This is a genomic window from Asticcacaulis biprosthecium C19, from assembly GCF_000204015.1.
In the GTDB taxonomy this organism is placed as follows: Bacteria; Pseudomonadota; Alphaproteobacteria; order Caulobacterales; family Caulobacteraceae; genus Asticcacaulis; species Asticcacaulis biprosthecius.
On sequence record NZ_GL883076.1, the window covers coordinates 45,639 to 67,758 of the forward strand.

General features: G+C 58.2%; 22 protein-coding genes. 7 read left to right on the top strand and 15 right to left on the bottom strand.

What is annotated here, in order from left to right:
* Both ABI_RS00195 and ABI_RS00200 read right to left on the bottom strand, forming a co-directional pair.
* Entirely contained in the window at positions 1-1,524 is a 1,524-nt protein-coding gene (locus ABI_RS00195) for a DUF6504 family protein (RefSeq protein ID WP_040308389.1), read from the bottom strand.
* Positions 1,439-2,197 carry an ImuA family protein gene (locus ABI_RS00200; RefSeq protein ID WP_006270769.1) on the bottom strand — a complete coding sequence of 253 codons (759 nt, stop codon included), beginning with the start codon at positions 2,195-2,197 and terminating at the stop codon, positions 1,439-1,441. Before ABI_RS00200 ends, ABI_RS00195 begins: the two co-directional genes overlap by 86 nt.
* Before the next feature lie 585 nt (positions 2,198-2,782).
* Between ABI_RS00200 and ABI_RS00205 the strand changes: the two genes are divergently transcribed.
* Positions 2,783-3,010, top strand: coding sequence for a helix-turn-helix domain-containing protein (locus ABI_RS00205; RefSeq protein WP_157138652.1), 228 nt, complete (start codon positions 2,783-2,785; stop codon positions 3,008-3,010).
* Between the two features lie 222 nt (positions 3,011-3,232).
* Here the strand turns inward: ABI_RS00205 and ABI_RS00210 are convergent, their stop codons facing one another.
* The 7 genes from ABI_RS00210 to ABI_RS26395 form a co-directional block, all read right to left on the bottom strand.
* A complete protein-coding gene (locus ABI_RS00210; RefSeq protein WP_083811347.1) occupies positions 3,233-4,504 on the bottom strand; it encodes a DUF1173 family protein in 1,272 nt (423 codons plus the stop codon).
* 19 nt (positions 4,505-4,523) lie between these two features.
* The gene (locus ABI_RS00215; RefSeq protein WP_040308390.1) at positions 4,524-4,943 is read right to left on the bottom strand and encodes a Ros/MucR family transcriptional regulator; all 420 of its coding nucleotides are present in this window, start codon (positions 4,941-4,943) and stop codon (positions 4,524-4,526) included.
* A 73-nt stretch (positions 4,944-5,016) separates the two neighbouring features.
* Entirely contained in the window at positions 5,017-5,271 is a 255-nt protein-coding gene (locus ABI_RS00220; protein WP_006270773.1) for a hypothetical protein, read from the bottom strand.
* 96 nt (positions 5,272-5,367) lie between these two features.
* The gene (gene mobF, locus ABI_RS00225; RefSeq protein ID WP_006270774.1) at positions 5,368-8,808 is read right to left on the bottom strand and encodes a MobF family relaxase; all 3,441 of its coding nucleotides are present in this window, start codon (positions 8,806-8,808) and stop codon (positions 5,368-5,370) included.
* 3 nt (positions 8,809-8,811) lie between these two features.
* Positions 8,812-11,340: a type IV secretion system DNA-binding domain-containing protein gene (locus ABI_RS00230; protein ID WP_083811348.1), complete on the bottom strand. Its 2,529-nt coding sequence runs from the start codon at positions 11,338-11,340 to the stop codon at positions 8,812-8,814.
* 69 nt (positions 11,341-11,409) lie between these two features.
* The gene (locus ABI_RS00235; protein WP_006270776.1) at positions 11,410-11,835 is read right to left on the bottom strand and encodes a hypothetical protein; all 426 of its coding nucleotides are present in this window, start codon (positions 11,833-11,835) and stop codon (positions 11,410-11,412) included.
* Positions 11,836-12,641: 806 nt separating this feature from the next.
* Positions 12,642-12,773 (bottom strand): hypothetical protein, encoded by a 132-nt coding sequence (locus ABI_RS26395; RefSeq protein ID WP_006270778.1) that lies wholly within the window; start codon positions 12,771-12,773, stop codon positions 12,642-12,644.
* A 286-nt stretch (positions 12,774-13,059) separates the two neighbouring features.
* Between ABI_RS26395 and ABI_RS00245 the strand changes: the two genes are divergently transcribed.
* Both ABI_RS00245 and ABI_RS23305 read left to right on the top strand, forming a co-directional pair.
* Positions 13,060-13,563, top strand: a complete 504-nt coding sequence (locus tag ABI_RS00245) for a hypothetical protein (RefSeq protein ID WP_040308393.1) — start codon at positions 13,060-13,062, stop codon at positions 13,561-13,563.
* A 190-nt stretch (positions 13,564-13,753) separates the two neighbouring features.
* Positions 13,754-14,503 (top strand): SOS response-associated peptidase, encoded by a 750-nt coding sequence (locus tag ABI_RS23305; protein ID WP_006270780.1) that lies wholly within the window; start codon positions 13,754-13,756, stop codon positions 14,501-14,503.
* Positions 14,504-14,519: 16 nt separating this feature from the next.
* On the opposite strand, the gene ABI_RS00255 is transcribed toward ABI_RS23305, so the two are convergent.
* Positions 14,520-15,110 carry a DUF6927 domain-containing protein gene (locus tag ABI_RS00255; RefSeq protein ID WP_040308394.1) on the bottom strand — a complete coding sequence of 197 codons (591 nt, stop codon included), beginning with the start codon at positions 15,108-15,110 and terminating at the stop codon, positions 14,520-14,522.
* Between the two features lie 100 nt (positions 15,111-15,210).
* Positions 15,211-15,618, bottom strand: coding sequence for a single-stranded DNA-binding protein (locus tag ABI_RS00260; RefSeq protein ID WP_006270782.1), 408 nt, complete (start codon positions 15,616-15,618; stop codon positions 15,211-15,213).
* Positions 15,619-16,410: 792 nt separating this feature from the next.
* Between ABI_RS00260 and ABI_RS00265 the strand changes: the two genes are divergently transcribed.
* The 3 genes from ABI_RS00265 to ABI_RS00275 all read left to right on the top strand — a co-directional run bounded on the left by ABI_RS00265 (position 16,411) and on the right by ABI_RS00275 (position 18,394).
* Complete coding sequence (locus ABI_RS00265; RefSeq protein WP_040308395.1) at positions 16,411-17,034, top strand: type IV toxin-antitoxin system AbiEi family antitoxin domain-containing protein; 624 nt, start codon at positions 16,411-16,413, stop codon at positions 17,032-17,034.
* A complete protein-coding gene (locus tag ABI_RS00270) occupies positions 17,027-17,893 on the top strand; it encodes a nucleotidyl transferase AbiEii/AbiGii toxin family protein (protein ID WP_006270784.1) in 867 nt (288 codons plus the stop codon). The genes ABI_RS00265 and ABI_RS00270 overlap by 8 nt, the downstream gene beginning before the upstream one ends.
* Before the next feature lie 117 nt (positions 17,894-18,010).
* On the top strand, positions 18,011-18,394 hold the full coding sequence (locus ABI_RS00275) for a helix-turn-helix domain-containing protein (protein ID WP_006270785.1): 384 nt from the start codon (positions 18,011-18,013) through the stop codon (positions 18,392-18,394).
* A gap of 282 nt (positions 18,395-18,676) precedes the next feature.
* Here the strand turns inward: ABI_RS00275 and ABI_RS00280 are convergent, their stop codons facing one another.
* Entirely contained in the window at positions 18,677-19,105 is a 429-nt protein-coding gene (locus tag ABI_RS00280; RefSeq protein WP_040308396.1) for an antirestriction protein, read from the bottom strand.
* Between the two features lie 611 nt (positions 19,106-19,716).
* Between ABI_RS00280 and ABI_RS00285 the strand changes: the two genes are divergently transcribed.
* On the top strand, positions 19,717-19,965 hold the full coding sequence (locus tag ABI_RS00285) for a hypothetical protein (RefSeq protein WP_006270787.1): 249 nt from the start codon (positions 19,717-19,719) through the stop codon (positions 19,963-19,965).
* Between the two features lie 81 nt (positions 19,966-20,046).
* On the opposite strand, the gene ABI_RS00290 is transcribed toward ABI_RS00285, so the two are convergent.
* The 3 genes from ABI_RS00290 to ABI_RS00300 all read right to left on the bottom strand — a co-directional run bounded on the left by ABI_RS00290 (position 20,047) and on the right by ABI_RS00300 (position 22,097).
* Positions 20,047-20,805 carry a hypothetical protein gene (locus ABI_RS00290; RefSeq protein WP_006270788.1) on the bottom strand — a complete coding sequence of 253 codons (759 nt, stop codon included), beginning with the start codon at positions 20,803-20,805 and terminating at the stop codon, positions 20,047-20,049.
* Between the two features lie 52 nt (positions 20,806-20,857).
* Positions 20,858-21,709, bottom strand: a complete 852-nt coding sequence (locus ABI_RS00295) for a restriction endonuclease (RefSeq protein WP_040308397.1) — start codon at positions 21,707-21,709, stop codon at positions 20,858-20,860.
* Between the two features lie 91 nt (positions 21,710-21,800).
* The gene (locus ABI_RS00300; protein WP_006270790.1) at positions 21,801-22,097 is read right to left on the bottom strand and encodes a hypothetical protein; all 297 of its coding nucleotides are present in this window, start codon (positions 22,095-22,097) and stop codon (positions 21,801-21,803) included.
* Positions 22,098-22,120: the final 23 nt, after the last annotated feature.

Consider the following 22,120-nt stretch of genomic DNA (forward strand, 5'->3'; position numbering starts at 1 on the left):
TCAATCGAACTTTCCATGCAGATACCATTTCAGCGAGCCGGTGCCCTCGTGCTGGCCATCGCCGGCCCTGAACGCCCAGAAGCGCTCACCGTTGTCGACCTCCAGAATGAAGTAATCCCGGACCTTCCCCTTCTCGTTATCATTGCGCCACCACTCACCACGCACCCGTTCAGGTCCGTCGGCACAAAGGACGCTGTAGCGTTGGCCGCGCCAGGTGAAGGCGCGCGGCGGATGATCTGGCAACGCGGCAAGAGCGAGGATAGGTTCGGGCCTGCGGTAGATCCGTTGCGGCCGGCGGTAGCTGGCATTGCGTTTTGAGCCGACCTCGGTCGAGGTCGGGGATGTGCGTTTCACGGCGCGCTCCGGTATGTCGGTCGCAACCGACACGGCCCGGTAAAGGCTCTCCCGGCCATAGCGGTTGGTGATCGTGTCCCATAGCTCTTCGACATCCGGCCGAGGCGGCGCCGAATATTGAGCGACGACCTGCTTTGGCACCAGTGGCTCAACGAAGGCGGCTGTGAGGGTCATCTTGTCGACGCCCCAGCCCGGATCGACGGTCTCGATCTTGTCGCACAGCAGGCGGCCCAAGCGTTTGGGGTCGCGGACCGGCTTTGCCGTCGCCACGAAAATGGTCTCGATGCGGTTGTCGACGCGCGTGTAATGCAAATCCAGGCGCCGGCTCCCGAGCCCGGCCTCCTCCATCCGATCGCAGATCATGTCAGTCAATCGGCGGGTATATTTCTCAAGCGTCTCCGGTGCCCCGATCGGCTCGGCGAATATCCGCTGCACCGAAATCAATTCCGGCGATTCAACTGGCTCGATCGGCTCAGCGAGGCGGCCGAAGGCCTGGTCGACACGGCGAAACAGCTTCGGCCCAAAACTTTGGGTGAGAGGCGCACGCGGCTTGGCTGCCAGTTCGCCAATGGTGTCCAGGCCCAGGAGCAGTAGATCCGGCATCATCTCTGCCGGCAGCCTCAGGGCGGCAATCGGCAGCTTCAGAAGTGCGTCGGATTGTCCGCCCGGCTCGACGATCCGCGTCGTCTTCTGTCCAAAACGCGCCAAAGCGTGTGCCGCCCCCCATGTGTCGGCAAGGGCCGCATAAGCCGTAATGCCAAGATCGGCCAGCCGCGCGATAACATCAGAGATCAAACCTGCCTCGCCGCCGTACAGGTGGGCGGCGCCCTGGATATCGAGGACCAGGCCATCGGGCGTATCGGTCGCGACAATGGGCGAATAGAGTCGTAAGGCCCAAATGGCGAGCTTCTCCAGCCCGACCTCATCGCCACGAAGGTCGGCATCCATGATAACCAAGTCAGCGAACAGGGACTCGGCCTTCGCGACGGGCATGCCAATATAGATGCCGTTGGCCCGGGCGAATTCATCAATGGCCGTTATGACGCGGCGCCGGCCGTCCGAGCCTTTGAGGGCGAACGGGACATCAGCTGGCGGCGCGGTGTCGCCAAGCTTCCGTCGCAGCCGATCCGTCGGCCAGGTCGGAAGATAAAGCGATAAAACCCTGGGCATCGCACGCTTCCACTTCAAAGTCCGCACTCTCACCACCTCGACAGCGCATCAATTCGAGCTGCCACCTGGCGCGACCCACGCCGCGGACCGGCAGGGGTGCTGAATTCAATTCTGTCACCCGCCAGCGCGTAAACGCCGCGGTCGGATTGCCGAAATCACGGGCATCGACGTGCCGGCGCCAGCGGCGCACGGCCAGGCCCATTGTGCCCGAGGTCTCGGCGGCCAGTTGCAGGCGATGCGACGACACACGGCTCAAGCCTGCCAGCTCTGCGACCACGGCCGTCAGGCCGCCATGCCGCAGGGCTTCTTCAAAACAGCCGAGTATCGACGCCTCATCCTTGGCTTCAAAAAAGACAACCTGCTCTTCGGTCAGTCCGGATTGCGCCAGCGCCGGCGCGAACAGATCGGCCTGCGTGTAACACCACAGGACCTTGCCCCCTGTACGCGCCGCGATCCCGGCGGCGAAGGATGCCGCCGCCGCCCCGTCTACCGCTCCATTGGCGCCACCGGCGACCTCGTGAAGGGCCCCGAGCGCAAGCCCGCCCTTGGGTAAGCGCCGGTCAATCCCAGGAACGCCGAATGGGAGGACAGTCTTGGTCCTGGCCGCAATCCCGCCAATCCTTTCGATGCGTTGCCTGAGGTCAGAAATGACGGCGGCGTCAGCGGGGGGCATGGCATAAATTGTCCTTTCTGGAGTGGTTTATGGGCGTAAAATCGCCTGCGTTTACGAAATACGTTCTTTATTTGTTCTCATTTAAAACGAGAGTCAAGCTGACCACTGAGCGTCTCCTTACGTCATGCGGTATGTTTTTGAGGCTTGAGATAGAAGTTAGGTCCATCAAAACAAGGGCTTATATTCCCAGGTTTCATTGCCAAAAAAATAGTGGCGAACCCTCTTTGAGAAACGGTTGGCTTGGAATGGTGATGCAATAGCGAAACGATTGCGCTATGTGTTTCCCCGGTGCCGTACGCGCGGCACTGGGGTCGTAGAAAGCCCCGGGTTTATTGGTTGATGCCGACCATTTCGGCACGAACCTCCTTTGACCTTATGGTCGGGGAGCCTGTGGCGTATGCAACAGGCCCCGGCTAAAGGCCACAGGGACCGAGTAAACCCGGTTTTCTAACTCCCCGATCTCCAAAGATCAGAGGAGGGCTTTACGCGGGGGCGCACCGCGACAAAGCCTCTTAGAGCCTCGTGATGAATGAGACGCCGAGGGCGATCCAACGAAAATTTTCTGCGCCTGCAGAGACATCCACTGTGGATGCCTATATCGGTGCGCGGATTCGTGGACGCCGGTTGATGTTGAAGCTTTCAGCAGATGCCTTGGCGAGCAGGCTGTTTCTTCCCGTCGCCGTTATTTACGCTTTCGAGGAAGGGATGGTGCGCATCAGGGCCAGCACACTCCATGACATCGGCAATATCTTAAAAGTGCCAATTCGTTTCTTCTTCGACGGCTACACGGCGTCGGCCGACAACGACGCTTAACGCTTACGTCTAATCCACCCATCCGAATTCAAAAAAAAAGGCCCAGCTACACAGCTAGGCCCAAGTTTACAGGGAGGAAACGCACAGGAAGGGCATCGACATAAGAACGTCGAACAAGCCCAATTTATGCTGCAACGCAGCAATTGCAAGTGTCAAATTATCCGGAAACGATCACAAAGGCCCAGGGTATTGGACCAACTGGTAATAGTCCGTGACCACAGACTATGCCTTGGCCAGATCCCGCTCACGCCTGGCCGTCGGAATTGCGTCAATAACTGACGTCGGAATGGGATCGTCCGCCACATGCCACTCGACACTTAAGGATCGACCAGCGTCCTGCAATTCCCGACGTGCCTCGATCAGGGCATCACTGTCGTCAGGCTTGACGATATAAAGCGCCGTCGGCTGCTCGGGCGTGTCGGTATAGAGCATCGCGGCCAGCGCCCGACCGGCGCCCATATTGTATTTCAGGGGTTTGATGAACTGCCGGCCGGTTGCAACGGAATAGTCGACGACCACGGCCTCCTGTTGATCCGCGACGGGTATCCAGTCGCCCGTCGCCGCCATCAACGTCGTTTCCTCGATATTGACGATCCCGCTGGGCTTCACCGAAATCGTCCCGAGCGCCACCAAATGACACTGGCCATGCGTGCGTTCGAACATTTCCAGTTCGGTGGCAAAGCGCTTGCGCAAAAGCTTGTAGAGGTCGGCCGTCAGATAGAAATTGTCGTCGGGCACATTTTTGGCGACCAGCTTGTACCCGTAGGGCGACGGCGATATCTCCTTGACCTCGAAAAGGAACATGAGGAGTTCACGCGCGGCCTTTTGGCTCGCGACGGACTGGAAAAGTCCGCGCCGTCGGAGTCTGATTTGATCCTTCGCCTCGGGCTTAAAAGGTTCGGGGATGTAGAGCCGCTTTTGAAGCCGCAGACCCTTTGTCGTCATCCGTGCCGCAGCATCGAGTAGCCGGCTCTGAACCACCCACCAGTTTCGCTTGTTTTTCATGCCGGGTTTCCAGTGCGTCAATTCGGCCTGGTCCCAGAGATAATGCAGCACGGCCCGCAAGCTCACCTTGCTCGTCGAGCCTGCGGCGCTTTCATTGAGGTCGCTTTCCTGGCCTTGGGCTTCTACCGAATCCGCGGTGACGGCGGTCCGCGGTTGCTTTTTCAGGGGGAAGCCCAGCTTCAGCTCGATGTCGCCCGTCAACGTATCCTCACGGATCGCCGAACCCATCAACTTGCCCAAGCCCGATGCCTCCGGTGGCGCCTCGTACCGATCGCAATCAACCGCATGCTCGTGGCCGCTGCCGGGCCAGCGCTTCAACAGGTAGCGCTGCCCGAATTTGGCAATATACATCCGTACATGGATGTCGGTGCAAAGACATAAGGGCGGCTTGCCTTTGAAGCCGGCATAGTGCCGTCCCAATTGCGCCTGAAGGATCGCGTCATCGACAGTCTCAGCCAACCGCTCGTCACACAGCATAATTCCCGGCATGGTCCCCCTCGATTCCGTCTTAGGCTTTGCGTTTGGCTCGGGTCTGACGACCTTTCACACCCAGTTGCATGGACTTCGCCATGGCGGAGCGCGCGGCAGAATAGGCCGGCGCCACCATCGGGTAATCCTTGGGCAATCCCCATTTCGCACGGTAGGCATCGGGTGTCAGACCGTACTTGCTCTGAAGGTGGCGTTTCAGGGATTTGAACTGGCGGCCATCTTCCAGGCAGATCAAGTAATTCGGGGTGATGCTTTTCTTGACGGAAACGGACGGCGCCTTCACTTCGGCGGCAGGTGCGTCTGGCACGCTGGTGTGATTGAGCGATGCGTGGACGCTTTTGATCAGACCAGGCAGGTCCGCGCCCGGCACGGGATTTTTCGTTACGTAAGCAGAGATGATATCTGCGGTACGCTCAAGGAGCTTCTGATTGTTTTCCATAGGGGGCCTTTGCTTTTCAGCGGGTTAAGGGACTGACCTTCAAACCCGTGAGACCGGCAAGGCGCCAAGTCAATCACAAATAGACGGCCAGAGTGGTTGCCAGAAAGATCGCGCCGATCATCGCCGGAACCTTGCGGGTGTAGTTCAGCTCTTGCTTGACGACGAGCCTCAGAAAGCTGCGGACTGGCTTTTGCTTCCATTCGAAGCTGTTCTGAGCGCACGTCTCCCGAAATGACAGGTATTGCGCCCCGCCGATCATCAGGATCGTGCCGGCAAACAGGCATATAGTTTTGATGATTCCGACCTGATCGACGATATAGTTGAGCATTGGGACCTCCGAAAAGATACATCATGCTACCGCGTGAAGATTTAAGTCCGGTTTCCAATCTCTAAAACATACGTTAATTCAGGGCTTTAAATAGGATTACATGCTGCGCTCCGGTTGCGGTCGTTCCATGGCCTTTTGCTTGTCGCCCATATCCATCGTTCCATCGGACTTGTAGCGCGCCGCGTCGCCGGGCTGGTCCCTCATAGTTTTCGCCGCATTGGCAAGGTCGGACTTGGACCCCGCCAGTTCCGGTGGCTTGATAAGGCTTTCAGCGGATACTAGGTCCTTCTCGATCGGGTCTTTCTTCTTGTCCTTTTCGCCAAAGCCCTTGGGCATCCTGATCACATCATCCAGCCTCAGATTGTCGAGGCCAACGAGGTTGATGCCGTCGTGTTCTGTGACCTTGCGCATAAGGTCGCGAAAGCTGTCGGTCACGAGGCTGAGGTTTTCCTTGGCGCGAGACGACATAATGTAGGCGCGGGCGTGGTTGACGAAATCGCCCTGGCCGGCCGCCTTCAGCACCGCGATGACGCTATCGAAGGACTTACCCTGGGCCTTGTCGGCCGTGACGGCATAGGCATAGGTCATGAATTCAAGCTGCGGATCGGCGCGCGGCAGGCTCAGGCTCCGGTCGCTGCCATCTCTCGCTTCGACGTGGACGCCCTTGTCATCGAAGCCGGTGATCCGGTATTCGTCGTTCGTCTTGATGCCGCGCGGCTTGTCCGTCTTGTTGAACAGAACCAGCTCGCCGACGGCAAATTCTGTGGTCGTACGCTGATAGACGCCGAACGGCACATCGGACCGGCCGCCGAGATTGCGCTTGATGTCCATCTTGACCGGCTTTCCGTCTCGGTCGGTCCCTTCGAGGACATTGCGCTTATGGTTGAGCGCTGAGATGGTCAGCGTGTCGCCAGCCTTGAATTTTCCGACCTTGGCAAAGAAATAGAGCGTCTGACCCGCCTGGTAGAGCCGCGACGTCATCTTGTCGTGGTTCGACATGCCGGCGTCGCGATAGGTCGGCTGGCTGAAGCCGTCTTCGGAAAGGGAGCCCTCGCGGACAAGTTCGCCTCGGATACGGCCGTTCATCAGGCCGCGCATCTTATTGGTATCGACGACGACCTTTCCGGTGCCACCTGTCTCCTTCCAAAGCTCGAATGCCTTGTCGGCGATGACTTCGTCGCTGGCGCTCCTGCCCTGTTCATGGATGAAGGGCTTCAGGCGCTTCATTCCCTCGGCCGATTTGCCTTCCGCGAAGGCGACGACGGCTTCTTTCAGGGTCGGGTTGGCGTTCTGGCGCATGATGGTCGACAAATCGGCCTTGGCCATCTGCTCATTGTGCTCCATCCCCATCTTGAAGGGCGCGCCGGCCTGGAGCGAAGCGATCTGGCGGATGTCTCCCGATAGGATGACTTTGTCGATCTTGAGATCGGTCTGCATCTCAAAGACCTTCTCCAGTTGGCGATTGCCCATCATCGACGCCTCATCGACAACAAGGGTCGCGCCTTTGAACTCTTTGCGCATTTTGGTCAGGGCTTCAGGCGCGCTGGTTTTGCCAAAATCATAGCGCGACAGGATCGACGAAAGCGTATCGGCCTGGATATTCTTGTCCGATAGCTCCTTGACGGCCGCGTGGGTCGGCGCGGCACCCTTCAAACCGCCGGCGATATGGCGAAAATCGTCAAGTTGCTGCTGGCTCGCCAGGGCGACTTTCACCGGCGCCGTCTTAGGAGCGAGATCGGCGCGCGCGTCCGCCAGCGCCGTCAAAGCCGAATAGACGCTTTCCATCGCCTCATAGGCCGTCGTTTTTCCGGTGCCGGCGAAACCCTGAATGGCCACGACGCCATCGCGGCTCGTCAGGGCGACAAATACCGCCCTGTACTGGTCATCTGTCAAAGCGACGTCAATACCACGCCGGCTCAACGCCTCAGTGGAAAGACTCTCTGATACGGCCTCGGGTTCAAAACCCTTGGCCTTGCCGAACCGTTCCTGGATATGGGCATTGATGCCTTTTTCGCGGTCGGTATTGTCCTGCGTCGTCAGGCCGGCCAGGACCTTCCTGTCGGCCGGCAGAAATTCCGACCGGTCGAAAAAACCCGTTTCGATGTAGTCGCTGGCGCGAAGGCGATTGCCATTGGCAACGATGGCGCGGAACAACATGTCGTGCTGGGTCGCGACCGTGGAGGTGTGAAACGCGGCCTCCCGGCCATAGGCCAGAGCCTCTTCAGGCCGTTGGAAGGCGCCCTTCCCGCCGTGAAACAAGTCCTTCAAGCTCTCGATGGCATTGAGGAACGGCGATGGCTTGGCAAATGACAGATCCCGGCCGGCCTCTGCGTCCTTGGCCGTAAGGCTGATCGACCCAACGTCCAAGCCAATCGAATGGTTCGCCGCCGCCCAGTTTTCCTGCAACTCTTCGCGGGTAAGCTGGACCTTCCCAGGCCGGTCAAGCAGGACAGCGGCCTCTTTCTCCGCTTGGGTCAGTTGCCGACCCTTGTCTTCCTCCATCGCCGTCATATTGGCCTTGATCTGAGCGTTGCGGCTGGAGTGCTGCGCCAGGGCGGCAGCCGGCACGGCGGCAATCTCGAACGTGTTCAGCGTGTCGCCGTCACGGACATCATGTCCGATCTCCTGCGTCAGGTTTCTCAACTCGGCCTGATAGACGGCGCCGGCCAGCTTCATGTGCTTGAAGATGTGCTCACTTTCCAGCGCCCGCCATGTCCCCTCCTCGTCCTTGGTGGCGTTCAGAACTATGACGTGGTCATGCAGGTTCGGATCGCCGGCCCGTGACAGCGTATGGGTCGTGCGCGCCATCAGCAGGTTGCCGCTGATTTCCTCCCGGCGTTCGCCATCGCCGTCCCTGACCCGATAAACCGAGAAGTGCTGCTCGACATAGCCAAGTGCGGCATCGACCGCCAGGCGATGAGCCTCCTGCAGGCGGGGATCTCCCTCTGCGTCCAAAGCCACGATAGACACGGATTTTGGCGCACTGAAGGTCAGGTCCCAGCCGGCCACGTGCTTTTCATGATGGTCCTCCGCCGCCTTGATCCGTTCTTCCGGCGACATCGAGGCCCACGCGCTTTTCGGTTCGGCGCCACTGGCTTTGTCTTCGTCGGGCAGTGCCGGCGGAACATCGACTTCTGGCGCTGCCGGGTAGTCGACTATGGGGTCGGTTTGCGGCTGTTCCGGTGCACCAGCAGTTTCCGCCATTTCCTTTTCAGCTGCCTCGCGCAACGCGATTTCCAGCTTGCTGATGGCCTCTCCTTCCGGATCGGGATTCAACCCGTAAAGCACTGCACGGAAATCGGCCTCGTCAACCGGACCTTCCAGACCAAGCTCTTTTGCTCCCTCCCCGTCCCAATACAGCGGCGTGCCCAGTTCGTCCTCAGACACAGCATAATAGGCGACAAGACCGTCGCTCGTCTCGATCTCGGTAACAGCGCCGCCATCGCGCATGTCGAGGCTGCCGCTGCGCGCATAGTCTTCCTTCGTATAGTAGCCGGCGGCTCCGCCAGGCGAACCAATCCGTGACACGCTCAACATGACTTACATGCCACTGAACAGGTCGGGCCCGTTGACCATGTCGTTCAACGAGTCGAGAATTGCCCGGTTGTCGGCTTGCGGTAATACGGCTGCCCTGCCTGCCTTCTTCCCGGCGGCATCTTCGACAGTTAGCCCGGTGACGCTGCCTTCCTCGACCAGCGCCTGGTGCGGCGCCGAGCGAACCGCTTCGGATTCGACAGGTGCGAGATCGGCGACGTCATCACGTGTCGCCTCCTTGTCGAGATCCTGCTGTCCCGTCACTTCGACACCTGGAAGCCCCTTCGCCTCTGGAGGTGTCATCAGGCCGCCCAGAGTTTCATCCTTCGCAGACAACTGCTGGAGATAGTGAATCTCGATCGGGTTCTGCCTATTGTGCGGAACAAAGGATGGTGCCCGGTGTGGCCGTTTGACGAACGGATAGGTCACCAGGGATACCGGGAAGGCTGAGCCCTGTTGTCCCGGAGAGAACATGATGTAGCCGGTGCGTGTCGGCAGGCGTTGGATCTGTTCAGGCATGGCGATGGGCTCGACCGTATCCTTCGGCGCCAGGCCAACGCCATCGCGGATATTGTTGGCGCCGTAAGAGGTCGTCTCCTCTATGCGACGCACTTCGCGCTTGCCGATGAGATCGGACATGAACTCGCCGGTGCGCGGATCGTTACAGGCGAGGATCAGCTTGTTGCGCAGCTGGCCGACGATCGAGCGCGCCTTTGGCTCGCCATAAATCTCTTCGATCTGGCTCACCTGCTGCATACCGACGACCATGCAGCCGCCGAACTTTCGCAAGCGCGCCGGCGAGTCCGCCAGGCTGTCCATTTTTCCAAGGGAGGTGAACTCGTCGAGGATGATCCATGTTGTCTTCTTCGACTGCTCCGGGTCACGTGACAGGAGCGCGGTAATGGTCAGTGACGAGAGATGCGCCAGGATCGGTTTGATGGTCGCGGCGAGGTCCTCTGGGGCGCTGAGGAACAGAAAGCCTTTTTGATTGGGATCGTTGATCCAGTTGCGGATCGAGAAGTTCTCCTTGGTTCCGAGCAGGTGGCTGAGACGTTCCGCGCCCGTGATCAGGACTGATCGTAGACTATCCGACCTCGGACCCGCTTTTTCACCCAGGGTGTTGGCTGCCGGTGTGTTCTTCAGATGCTCGTAGAGTTTGTCGTGCGGGCCAACCAGGAGCGCCAGCAGCTCGCTGATCGTTGGGTTGCGACCGGCACGACTGCGCATCTTGGTGCCGAGCAGCCAGCCGGTGTAGGAATAGATGGTCCGTGTCGCCAGGGTCCAATAGGGATCGCCCGTCTTCGGGTCTGGAAAGAGATCGGCCGCGCTCGACTGCCAATGGGTCAGGTCATGCAGGTCCATGTATGGCGACCAGTCGACCGAGCGCATATCGAAGGGATTGAAGATGAGATCGATGCCCTCGCGGTAATGCGCTCGAATGAATTCACCTTCAGGATCGTAGATGACGCCGGAGTCGCCGCAACGTTTGATGTTGTCGATCGTATCATGGATCGCCACCGACTTGCCGGAGCCGGTGCCGCCAACAACCAGAGTGTGCTCGAACTCAGCCTTATAGGGGTAAGGCACCTTGCCAATCGTCGGCCGACGGAAATCGCTCGGACGAACATAAAAGGGTAGCCCGCGATCAGCCGCCTCGTGCGCGATACAATTCAGGATATCGCGGTGATGCTTGTCCAGCCGGCCTTCCGCCCAGCGCCGATCCTTGAGGATCGCGTGTGGCAGGTCTGAGTTGGCGCGGACCTCGTCGAGTAGGCGATTATAATGATCCCCATCGGTCAGAAGCGCTTCAACCTCGCCTTCGGTGTTGGATGATTTCCCAGAGACCCGTCCGACCACGGAGATGATATCGTCACGCGCATCCGCAAATCCCTGGGTGACGTCGCGCACCTTCATATAGGCTCGATGCAGAAGGTCGTTCTTGATGCTCGCCGTCGGCAGCGACAAAGCCCGCAGCGTGTCTTGATTGATGTCGCGGGCCTTGGAGAGGTTGTAGCCGCGGATGAGTTCAAGCAATGTCCGCAAGGGAACGATCTGCTGGCCGCGGATGTCGTGGCTCTCAAGCTTCTCGTCGCCCGACCTGATGAACGCATAGGAGACCAGGGTAAGGGTAGCGATGCTGCCGACCAGCCAAAGCCAGAAGCCCTGCCACATGTAGCCGAAGTAGCGGTCGACCGCCGCGTTCACGAACGGCAGCGCATCATACATCTTGGCGGCAACGACGTGGCTGACGCCAGTCGGGTCAGGGACATTCAATTTGTCAGGCAAGGGTGCGCCGATGTGCGTGTAGAGCCACGCGACGACGTGCAGGCCGGCGTACACCTGGTCTTCATCGGGAGCTGCATGGTCGGCGATCGCCCAGCAGACGACGGCCCATAACAGCAGTAGCCACCGAAGCTTTCGCCAAAGCTCCACGATCATGTCAGCGGTGTGTGCGATGGTTTGTCCGCCCCGAAGCCACGCGCTGCCAGCGCTGTTTTCGGGACGTTTCTTCTGCGCAGTGAGAGATGCGTCCATTGAGGTGTCGTCCGGATTTTAGGAGGTGTGAGAGGCTAACACCATACCACAAATCAGGACTTCACGCACCTACTCAGGCCTTATATTCCAACGGTTCTCGGCGTGCCGCTCGAACAACTCGAATAGCTCTGTGACGAATTCGGAATCGTCCGCGCTTTTGCTCTCAAGGAGGCCGCGGGGTATCTCCGGATTGGCCCCGAATGCACGGCTGGCCTGATCCTGAATTGACCGCAAAACCTCCTTTCGCACGTCTACGGGAAGAAGCCTGGCGGCGATCACATTGAGCCACGCCGCGCTGATAAAGCTCTGCTTGGCGGCCATCTGTTGGTGATACCGAGATGTGTCATCCAGTTCGCGCTCCAGGATGCTAACGACCAGATGGTTGATTGGCACTTCTTCGCGCGCCGCCCTGCGCTTCAATGCGTCCAGCGTGGCACCATCGAGACGTAGCTGGAACCGTTCATTGCGATTCAGGCCTGATGGCTTTCCTGCCATTATCTTCCCTTTCAATCCTCGCAGGCGTCATTGATGACGCCTGCTATGAAAGGTTTAAGGCATTGATTCCACTGCGTAAAGAGAATTTTCGTGAAGCAGTCCATTTTTATAGGCGTCATGAATGACGCCTAATACGTGTTGTTTTTTCGCTTAACTTTCAAAGACTTAGACAGCCGCCGGGTGGGCGTAAGGTGTGCATCTAAAAAGCACTTCTTGATCCATCCTCTTGTTGTCGATTGTTTGCGCTTTGGGTTCGGTCTTGAGCGGATTGCCTGGGAATTCACTGATGACTGCCAACCTATGAAACAGCTCATTTCTCAACGGTGCCCCCTCTCCCCTTTCGCAAAAGGGCCCACGGTCGGGGCGTCTATCCTGGGGTCGCCGCCCTACAGACATCTGGCGAACCAAGTCTGTTGCCTTTCGGGCCGCGCCTCTAGGCGTTAAGTTCGTGCCGGACTCACTTAATAACGCATTCGGCAAGATGCTCGACAAGTTGCGCGTTGCAAAAATTCGTTGCATTGTGCCTGGATGAAAAAATCACCTGCCGTAGCTATAGATTCAGAGTCGTGGAGCGCCGGGTACAACGCTGGTTACGATCGCAAGCCGATGATCCAACCGCCAGACGTTGATGATTTGTCGTGGATTTCCGGCTTCGTCGAAGGTAAGGGCGACCGCCAGATGGGCAAGCCTCACTGCACAGAGCAAATGGCCGCGAAATAGACAACCGGTGTCTTACCAATGGGCCAGCTCAGCTATTCGCCGAAGCCAAAAAAAGACCCACCAGCCATTTGGCTGATGGGCCTTCCCTACTCGGCATTCGCTGCGGCTTTTGCACTTTCGAGCCATTTCGCTTCAAGCGCTGACACAAGTTCGTCGATACCTTCAAAGCGTTCATCTTGATCGTAGGGTACGGTCGGAGTGGACTTTTCGTTGAACATGGCAGTGATCCTTATCTGAAGCGTTGTTGATAAGGCTGGCGTCCAGATCGGGGTCCCCTCATGTCACCGAGGCAAGACCTTCAGGTCGAAGACGAGGGAAACGGCAAAGCCGTTGACAGGTGGGGTGATCTGGTAAGGTGGCCGTTCAATAATGCTGAGAGACCCGTGGCGAGCGACCAGCTCGACACTCCATACGAACCTACTGTGTCTGACACGCTCCATGTCGACAGTCTTGTAACTGCGGCGTCAGACGTTATCTAAGATTCCAGGCTCGCAGGGATTTTCGATGTTCGTGATGCAAGACCAGCTATTTCGCCATCGCCCTGATCAAGGAATTTGGGGCGACTGTCACCGAACCTGCATTGCCAATATATTGGAGATACCGGCGGCCGACGTTCCTCATTCGCATCAGGAAATGTCGGGCGAGGAATTCAAAGCTCAGATGGACGGATACTTGGCATCCCTTGGACTGATCTCCTTGACGCTATGGTGGCCAAAACCGATTGATTACATCCTGGGAATTCACCGCGATCTCAACCCCGAAATCTCCTACATCCTGTCGGGCCGAACAAAGAAAGGCATTGACCATTCTGTGCTTTGCGTGGGCGGTGTCATTCGGAAAAATCCGTCGCTCGATCCCGACAATGATCTGGTCACCCCGGCGTCAGACCAGAACTTTCAAACGACTTACGTTGTTCCTCAAAGGCCGCCTTTCATATCGGAGCAGGACTTTGTCGATGTGGCAAGAAGCTGGCGCCGGGATGGGATTTTATCGATCGAGGCGACCTGACTCGATACTTCCTTCGCCGAAGTCATCGCGGCGTTAGCCAAATCGACCGGTCCATTCTTGCGCATAGAAAGCTCGTTCCTGCGCATATAATTCATTGTTGCGCATAGAGCGTTTATTCAGCTGGGACCATGCCGTGGTTTGACAATGCCGATCCCGCGCATAAGATTGCTAGGTAACGACGAGGTGCCTCATGTGCGGACGTTTCAAACCAAAGGTCGACAACTGGGCTGAGCTCTATGAGCTTCTCAGCATGTTCGGCCGTGAACCGCCCCAGCGCGAACTCTATGAAAAGTCCGAGATCCGGCCGACGAACAATTACCCGGTGATCCACGAACGCCTGGTCGACGGAAAACCAGACGGCTACGAAGTCGAGATCATGCGGTGGAGCCTGATCCCCTATTGGTTCAACAAGGATCTGGCGGATTTCAAACTCACGTCGTTTAACGCCAAGATCGAGGAAGCTGCCGACAAGCCCACCTTCCGCAGCGCCATGAAGCATCGTCATTGCGTCGTGCCCGTCGACTATTTCTGGGAATGGTTCGGCCCTCATCCGCACGATGCGAAGAAAAAGCAGCGTCAGGACATCCTCCGTGCCGACAACCACGAAATGGTCTTCGCCGGAATTTGGGATACCGCCACCCTCGCCGATCGCGCCACCATCAAGAGCTTCACCCTGATGACCCGCGCCGCCGGCGACGACCTCACTGGCTACCACACCCGCGAACCGGTCACGCTCGTCGGAGATGAAATCAAGCTCTGGCTCGACCGAAAGCCCATCGCCAGTATCGACCCCGTAGCCGGCGATGACGGAGGGAAAATCTGGCCCTCCGCACCCAAGGGAACCTTTCGGTTCAAGCCGTCGGATTTTGTCGAAGAGCCGGCCGCTCCCAGAAAACCGAAAGGAAAAGCGCCGGCGACGGTACAGGACAGCCTGCTCTAACGCCGGCAGATTGACCCTACCCCGGCGCCTCCAAGCGATAATCGACAGTTGCCAATTTCGGCATCCTATAGAAGCCGCCGTTCTCCAGCGACTGGTAGACGAAACCACGGCGCCTTGGCAGGGTTGTCACTCGGAAGCGGCTAAGCTTTTGACCGTCGGTGAAGCACATCGGCTCGGCAAGGATCAGGTTCTGGCCAAGACTCGGCTTTGGCTTTTTCGCCTGGATCGCCCGGACTGCAAGATTGGCCCGGCAGTCCTCGCGCCATTTGACGGCATAGGGATATTCCGTGGGTGTCAGCAGGTCGAGTATGCCGGCCGGACAATCCCGCTCACAAGGTCCGACGGTTTCATCCAAGTCCTTGTAGCCGAAAATGTATCCGTCACGGGCTCGCGGGGCCCACTTCACCAGACAGACAATGGCGAAAACCGAGCGCTTAGTGTCGGCCGTCAATATCCGTTCGGCGGCGGCATAATAGACACGGCGGTTCACCAGGGTGGACCTGAGAACGCGGAGTTGGGATTGGTCGTTTTGATAGGTGAATTGGGCATCGAGGTATTCTTTGGGGCCTTTGTGGCCGTCCAGTCGTTGCATGAAAAGCCAGCCCATGGCCGTGCTCCTTTAGAGAAATTGAAACCGTTGAACGTCGAAGCCGGTCTCAGAGAGGTACGATGCCGCACCTCCCTGCCAGATCCGGGTGAAACCCTCCTCAGAACGGGATTTCGTCGTCGAGGTCGTGGGTTTGTTGTTGGCCGGCTTCATTGGCGCCGTCCTTGGCATCGGGCTTTTTCGAGATGTTGAACTGGATGGCGTGGGCGAAAATCTCGACGGCCATGCCCTTCTCGCCGTTCTGACGATCAAAGGTTTTGTGCGACTGGGCGCCGGAGATGATGATCTGGTCACCCTTCTTGATGTGGTTTTCGATCATGTTGATCAGGTGCGGCAGGTTGGTCTTGACGGTGTACCAGTCGGTCTCTTCGACGGTTTCGCCCTTGGCCTTGAACCTGCGGCTGACGGCGACAGAAAAGGTTGCCAGTTGACGGTCATCGCCGAAGGTCTTGGTGGGATCGATGCGGCCGACATTGGCGATCAGGGTGGTGAAGGAAGCGGTGGACATGGGAAGTCTCCTTGAGATGAAAACCTTCGGGGCTAATCCCCTTGGGCTGCGGATCGACCGCAATCATGCGTATGTCCGCTCCCGCGCCTCAGGCTGGGCCACACCCGCAGGGCCGCAACGCAGTGGAGGAGGGCTTGCCCTTGTGGCACTGCCAAGCGGGACTACATTTCGCATTTGATTGAGGTCATCGACCCCGCTGCCCAAGGCATTCGGCCACGGTCCTTTGTCTCGGCGAGACGCCTTGGCACCCCCTGCCCTCATCGCACACCTTCGCACGGCTGACTTCGAGACCGGGAAATGCTGCTGACCGCCTATTGTGCCTTCGCCTTCGGTTCAACGCTCGTAAGTGGGGCCCGGTCATCCGTCATCGACGGGTTCATCTCAATGACGCCCACTCCTGCTGATCAGATATCGAGTTACTCCCAAGCGACTGGACCAGCGTTTCCGGTTGTTCAATTTCAAGCGGGTCTGATCGTCCAACGGCGAACCAAATAGAAGTCGAGGGATCGAACCCAACCCACCGACACCGATGAAACGCTGCGCAGCAGCCAAGCGTCAAAACGGCCAGCAGCTCAAACCTGAATTCGGCAAGGCTTCGGCCTGGATGCTTTCACACCCATCCGACAGCTTGCGGCGGCAAGTCTGTCAGTTTGCCAGCATTAGGGTTATGCAATCCCTGTTATAGGCTCAGAAACGGGTTTGGCGATTTGATGTTTCGGCGCTGTGGACTCCGCATTTACCCGATGTTACATATCCTAGGATAAAACGTCCTTTTATGCCAGCTTATGTAACATGATATCCGCAACCGACAGCACTCAACACGACCGACTTCGAAGCGCACTGGATAGCCAACCCATTATGCGTGCTTTCGAACTGCGCCATCTCGGCATCGACGCTACGACCATCTCCAGGGCGGTGGAGCGTGGTGATCTTGTGCGTGTCGCCCGCGGTCTTTATCAAAAAAGCGATGGCCAAGTCGACGGCGAACAGGCCCTGGCCGAAGCATCACGGCTTGTTCCCAAGGGCGTCATCGCCATGCTGTCTGCGCTCGCCTATCATGGCGTCACGGATCAGATGCCGCGCAAGGTCTGGCTGGCGATCGGTTCGAAAGACTGGGCGCCGAAGGTCAGCTATCCTCCCGTCCACTTCGTCCGGCTGGGCGCCAATTATCTTAACCAGGGCATCGAGCACCACATGATTTCCGGGGTCAGCGTTCCCATCTACGGGGTCGCCAAAACCCTCGCGGACATTTTCAGGCATCCCAAGCTGATCGACCGATCCATGGCCATCGACAGCCTGCGCCAAACCCTGACCAACCGAAAGGCTACAGCCGCACAGATCGCTGAAGCGGCCAAATCAGGCCGGGTCTGGAAAACCGTACAGCCCTACCTGGAGGCGATGACCTCCAATGGCTAAAGCCGTAACCAATATGCCGGCCTCGATCCGGGAAAAGCTGCTCAATCTGGCAAGAGCGGAAAACCAGGTCTTCGACGTTATCCTAGTGCGCTACGGCCTGGAACGTTTCCTGAGCCGGCTTGCCCAGTCCGAACACCGCGACAGCTACGTCCTGAAAGGCGGAATGCTGGTGACGGCATGGATCGACGACGGCAACCGGGTTACGCGCGACGCAGACTTTCTTGGCTTCGGCGACGCCGAGGAACACGACCTCCTTGAACGTTTCAAGACCATCATGTCCATGGAGGATAACGATGGATTGCGGTTCGATACAGATGCGCTGCGCGCGACAGCCATCCGGGAACAGGGCGAATATGGCGGCGTGCGGCTGACAACCACAGCCTATCTTGGCAATACGCGCATCCCCATAACGCTCGACATTGGCTTCGGTGACGCCCTCGCCGATCCGACGCAATTTATCGATTATCCGACCCTCTTAGGGTCGGCACCCCCTCGCGTTCGCGCCTATCCGCCTGCCACAGTTGTCGCCGAGAAGTTCCAGGCCATGGTGTCGCTTGGCGTCGTCAACACCCGCATGAAAGACTACTATGACCTTTGGACAATTCCGAAGGTCATGCCGATCGCGGCCGATGATCTGGATGCGGCTATTCAGGCAACCTTTAATCGACGCCAGACCGACATACCCACGACCCGTCCACCTGGGCTGTCCGAGGAATTCTATAACGATGCCGGCAAGCAACGTCAGTGGGCAGCCTATGCGCGGTCCATCAATCTCGACGACATCGCGCTTGGCGAAGTGATTTCAGCTATCTGGGATTATATCGGACCGTCGTGCGAACGTCTGTCACACCCCATCTAGCTCCGTTCAGCCTTTCGACGTCGCTCATTCGATATCTATCAGGTCAATAGCCATGCTACGTTATTAGAATGCATAAACCTCGCTTTATATGACTTAATCGTGTATTTAAGCACTATTATGAAAAAGGCGAACCTTCCCTCCATCCGGGCACAAAACGAAATCAAGAAACTGGGCGCTGACATTGCCATTGCCCGCAAACGCCGCAACATGACCCAGTCTCGGCTCGCCGAAGGCGCCGGCCTCAATGTTTCCACGGTCCGAAGGGTCGAAGCTGGTGACCCTGGCATCTCGCTGGGAGTGCTGGCAATGGTGCTACTCGTGCTCGGAGAACTTGGTCGAATCGGCAACCTCATCGACACGGCAAAAGATGACGTCGGATTGGCTCTCGCCAACCAGACACTGCCCCAACGGGTCCGTATAAAGGGCAAGAAAGCCGCAATGCCGTCGACTCTGGCCGACCCTTCGAATCGGCCGGGTAATGAAAATGGAGTGGCTTTCTGATGGGCCAGAACCGTCGCCGTTCTCGGGGGATCACACACCAGAAAGATGCTGGTGAAATTGAAAACGGCAAAGATCCGAAGACCTCTGCCGTTTGGAATTTTGACTATCCGATCCCTAGTCCAGTAGATTTCTCCGCTTATCGGACGACCCTACCAGGTGCTCGCTCGGACCTACACAGCTTGCGCCGTGCCTTATGTTTTATGACCGCGAGGCGTAAGCACGGTCAAGGACACCAAAGATACCGCATCGACCTGCGAGAGACAACCTCAGGACCGCGTCCGGTCAGTCGATCGCCGCGAAAATCATCCTTGAGTCCTCGTGCTCGGCCGCGAAATCCCGCAGGCGATGATAATGTTCGGCCAGTTGATCGGCGCCTCTGAAAGCCATCGACATATGGGACAGGGCGAAGAGGGTGGCTATAATGCCGGCGGCATCGTTCGACATCTCGCCTTCGAAGCCGTTCCCGTCCCACACCAGCTTCATCCGTGCAGGTCCGTCCGGGGCCATGTAAAGCACGCCATCATCGGTTTCAAAGAACTGCCAGAAGCCGCCATTATAGTCGGAACAGAGCTGTTCCATGAAGGTGTAGACGGAATTCTCGCCGATAATCATCAGCGACGTCCCGAAGAGCTTGAGAAGAAATTCCATCCGCCGGGCTTCTGGGATGGGGGTCAATGTCGCATTGGGCGAGGTCTGGCTGTTCGGGGTCATGGCAGGGCTCCATTTGAAGGTTTGAGACACCTTCCCCCTCCCTGCCCATTTCTTTAAATCGCCGGCACCACCCAGCGGAGCACCTCGCCCGCCGCGCAATGACCCGGACACGCTCCCTCGCGGCACAAACACCTTGCAGGAGCACCACAGTATCAAAATGTAAGAGGAATAATGGTCACCCTTGGGGGGCAAGGGTGACCATCTGAACTCTGCCGGTTTCGGGGGGGTGAATCCGGGGAGAACCAAACGCTAGCTCACCTTCGTGGCTACATCAAAGCCATATGCCGTCAATTCGGTCACAATACCGTTAGAAGACATGGGTTTTGGGGAGGAACACCTCACTGTCCCTCCCCTCACCGAACACTTGCGCATACCCGGAGAAGAGCGGCCCGTGTCAAGTTCTTGCCTCAGAAGCCAGATGAGCCTGATTTTCGGAATATGTCACGTCCTCGCCGTCAGGACCGCGTTAGGGATCGAGCCCGAAGGGTGGAGACCCGACCTTCCGGGGCTCCATCGCAGACGACGAGCCCGGCGGCCGACGCAGTCGGACGCAACGCCCACCCTGCCTTCGCCAGGTTGGAAACCGGCTTTCGGTATGATATAAATTCCAAATGGCAGACACCAACAACACCTTTGATATTGAGACCGGCACCACGCTCAATCAACTGATCAAGCGGCTTGGCGGTTTGCATGAATGTCAAAGACTGGGCTTCGTGTTCGAAGACGAAAAGGGCGTTATGTCTCCTTCAGCGGCCGGCTTTGCCTATCTGATGTTCGTCGTCGCCCGTGACATTACCGATCCCGCCGAAGCGTTCGCTGCGGGATACCAAGCCGCCCTCGATGAAATGAACCCCCTCTAAGAGGCGTCTGCCCGCAACATCTGCAGAAAATTGGCTCCCGAGGTTTCCCGAGAGCCAATACCTAAATAGGGCAGAGCAGGTTTACGCTAACGCCTGCCTCTCCTTCGCCAGCCGGATCGCCAGAACCGCCGCCTTGTATTCGGCAAATCCCCTCTCGTCGGCCAGGTCAGAGACCTCAGCCACCTGTGTGCAAGCTGCGCGAATATCCGCCGCCGTCACCTCGTCGACCGCGACACCAAGCTCCGGATCGGTTTCAATTATGCCCGGCAACTGACACCGCACAGCGTCCTCGGATAACCGAAGCAACGAATGAACGGCGAAGGTCGCGAACACTTCCCCCGGCTGTGCATCGTCCTCCGTCCGGAAATCGTTGAGGATATCGTCCGTGCTTTTAAAGCGAACCTCGCCGGCGGTAATCGCCATGGCCGCGCCGCCGAACCCATCCCGCCGCATCTTCGTGCAGGTATAGGAGGTCACAACCTCGATACGGTTCAGAACCGGCGACCGCTTGACGATGTCCTGCAGCACGAACTCATAGGACTTCATACTTAGATCGAGCTGAACCTCGTCGCCGTCGGCAAGCCCCTGCCATTCGTCCAGCTTCACCGCTACCAGATCCAGCGCTAAACTTCCAATGCCCTGGCTGGCCGAAAAAGCTGCCCGCAACTCACCCAGAGGCATTTCCAAGGTGTCGTTGGGCGAACCGCATGACGAAAGGAAGACGGTCTCACCTTCGTCGTCTTCATCGAAAATTCGTGCCAGCAGGTAACGCTCCAACGGCGTCATATCCGCCTTCGGAATTGAGGTTTGGACGACGGTGGGCGAGGCATAGTCTGTCATGGGCTTTCTCCTGAAGCGAAATCTACGCCCTCCACTCCCTGCCCTTTTCCTTTCAATCGACCGGCCGCAGTCCCGCACAATCCGGATAGGTCGTGCAACCGAAGAACCGCTCGCCTTGATGGCCACCCTGTTTCGCAATCCTCAATGTCATCGGCGATGCGCAGAGGGGACATTCCACCCCTTCCCCAACCCGGGCCGGCAGTCGATCGAGTGTCAGATTGCCACCAGGCAACGCATCGCGCCCCTGTTTCAGCAGGTCCCGAAGCCTCTGACCGTTGTAAAGCCAGATGCTCTTGTCCTCGGCAAAGTCGCCGGCCGCCTTGGTGAACACGCCCGACGTTACGACATAGGCGCCTACGGCACCCTCGGCGTGCATCACACCGTACAGCGCCCGCACGGTCTCGACGTCGACGGCCTTGGCGCGCCAATGCTTGGCCTGGACGAGGAACTTCTGCTCGCCGCGGTGCAGGACCACGTCTATTCCGCCGTCGGCTCCTTCTGGCGTCAACTGGGCGTCGAAGCCATGCTTGGTGAAGGCGTGAGCGACGATTCGCTCGAAGTCGGCCCAAGATATTGACGCCAGGACCTCGCTCGACCCCGCCACATCGGCCAGCTTACGGACCCGTCGTTTCTCGAACCGGCGAACCAGCCATAACAGCCCGGACATGCCGAGTACGAAAGGGATCAGGTATTGAAACACGAGCGCCAGAGCCCGCAAAACAGTGGCGGTTGCCGCGTCCGCAGCCGCCGTTTCCGCCGACCCCGCCCCCACGGCCACCGTCTTCATGGCGAAGTAATGCAGGACAAGATAGGCGATGATGCCAACCGGCAGAGTGATAAAGGGTGGAACGACGCTAAGCGCGCGCACCCAATCCGCGAGATCGGGCGATTTACGTCTGGCCATTTGAATACCTGTGAGAGAAGGTCGATGTGGCGAAGGTGAGAGACTCCGCCAGACGACAAACTAGCCACGCATCAGAAATTGTGAAGCGATATCATGCGCTTGGCAGCCGGATTTTCAATTCGCCGCCGGCGCCGAACATCGAGCGATGCGATTTGAGGCGGGACTGCTGGCTGACCAGGGACAAAATGGCGACGCCAGTGCTAATCGCAGGCTGGGGTGCAAATTCCGGGGTCACCTCGATATGCCGGCCCGTCGATGTCCACGCCGTCCATTTCAAACCGTAGGACGTCATCCGCCGATATCGTTTGTAAACCGTGCCGTCCTCCCGGACCGCATGTTCGATTTCGACGTTCGTGCCGCCTTTGTAGAGTGCGATTGCCTTGGCCATTTCCGATCTCCGATGAAACTCAT

Excerpts from the sequence above, each read along its gene's own strand:
- ABI_RS00195 (WP_040308389.1), bottom strand. The coding sequence starts at position 1,524 with ATGCCCAGGGTTTTATCGCTTTATCTTCCGACCTGGCCGACGGATCGG.
- ABI_RS00200 (WP_006270769.1), bottom strand. The coding sequence starts at position 2,197 with ATGCCCCCCGCTGACGCCGCCGTCATTTCTGACCTCAGGCAACGCATC.
- ABI_RS00210 (WP_083811347.1), bottom strand. The coding sequence starts at position 4,504 with ATGCCGGGAATTATGCTGTGTGACGAGCGGTTGGCTGAGACTGTCGAT.
- ABI_RS00215 (WP_040308390.1), bottom strand. The coding sequence starts at position 4,943 with ATGGAAAACAATCAGAAGCTCCTTGAGCGTACCGCAGATATCATCTCT.
- ABI_RS00220 (WP_006270773.1), bottom strand. The coding sequence starts at position 5,271 with ATGCTCAACTATATCGTCGATCAGGTCGGAATCATCAAAACTATATGC.
- mobF (WP_006270774.1), bottom strand. The coding sequence starts at position 8,808 with ATGTTGAGCGTGTCACGGATTGGTTCGCCTGGCGGAGCCGCCGGCTAC.
- ABI_RS00230 (WP_083811348.1), bottom strand. The coding sequence starts at position 11,340 with ATGGACGCATCTCTCACTGCGCAGAAGAAACGTCCCGAAAACAGCGCT.
- ABI_RS00235 (WP_006270776.1), bottom strand. The coding sequence starts at position 11,835 with ATGGCAGGAAAGCCATCAGGCCTGAATCGCAATGAACGGTTCCAGCTA.
- ABI_RS26395 (WP_006270778.1), bottom strand. The coding sequence starts at position 12,773 with ATGTTCAACGAAAAGTCCACTCCGACCGTACCCTACGATCAAGATGAA.
- ABI_RS00245 (WP_040308393.1), top strand. The coding sequence starts at position 13,060 with ATGTTCGTGATGCAAGACCAGCTATTTCGCCATCGCCCTGATCAAGGA.
- ABI_RS23305 (WP_006270780.1), top strand. The coding sequence starts at position 13,754 with ATGTGCGGACGTTTCAAACCAAAGGTCGACAACTGGGCTGAGCTCTAT.
- ABI_RS00255 (WP_040308394.1), bottom strand. The coding sequence starts at position 15,110 with ATGGGCTGGCTTTTCATGCAACGACTGGACGGCCACAAAGGCCCCAAA.
- ABI_RS00260 (WP_006270782.1), bottom strand. The coding sequence starts at position 15,618 with ATGTCCACCGCTTCCTTCACCACCCTGATCGCCAATGTCGGCCGCATC.
- ABI_RS00265 (WP_040308395.1), top strand. The coding sequence starts at position 16,411 with ATGATATCCGCAACCGACAGCACTCAACACGACCGACTTCGAAGCGCA.
- ABI_RS00270 (WP_006270784.1), top strand. The coding sequence starts at position 17,027 with ATGGCTAAAGCCGTAACCAATATGCCGGCCTCGATCCGGGAAAAGCTG.
- ABI_RS00275 (WP_006270785.1), top strand. The coding sequence starts at position 18,011 with ATGAAAAAGGCGAACCTTCCCTCCATCCGGGCACAAAACGAAATCAAG.
- ABI_RS00280 (WP_040308396.1), bottom strand. The coding sequence starts at position 19,105 with ATGACCCCGAACAGCCAGACCTCGCCCAATGCGACATTGACCCCCATC.
- ABI_RS00285 (WP_006270787.1), top strand. The coding sequence starts at position 19,717 with ATGGCAGACACCAACAACACCTTTGATATTGAGACCGGCACCACGCTC.
- ABI_RS00290 (WP_006270788.1), bottom strand. The coding sequence starts at position 20,805 with ATGACAGACTATGCCTCGCCCACCGTCGTCCAAACCTCAATTCCGAAG.
- ABI_RS00295 (WP_040308397.1), bottom strand. The coding sequence starts at position 21,709 with ATGGCCAGACGTAAATCGCCCGATCTCGCGGATTGGGTGCGCGCGCTT.
- ABI_RS00300 (WP_006270790.1), bottom strand. The coding sequence starts at position 22,097 with ATGGCCAAGGCAATCGCACTCTACAAAGGCGGCACGAACGTCGAAATC.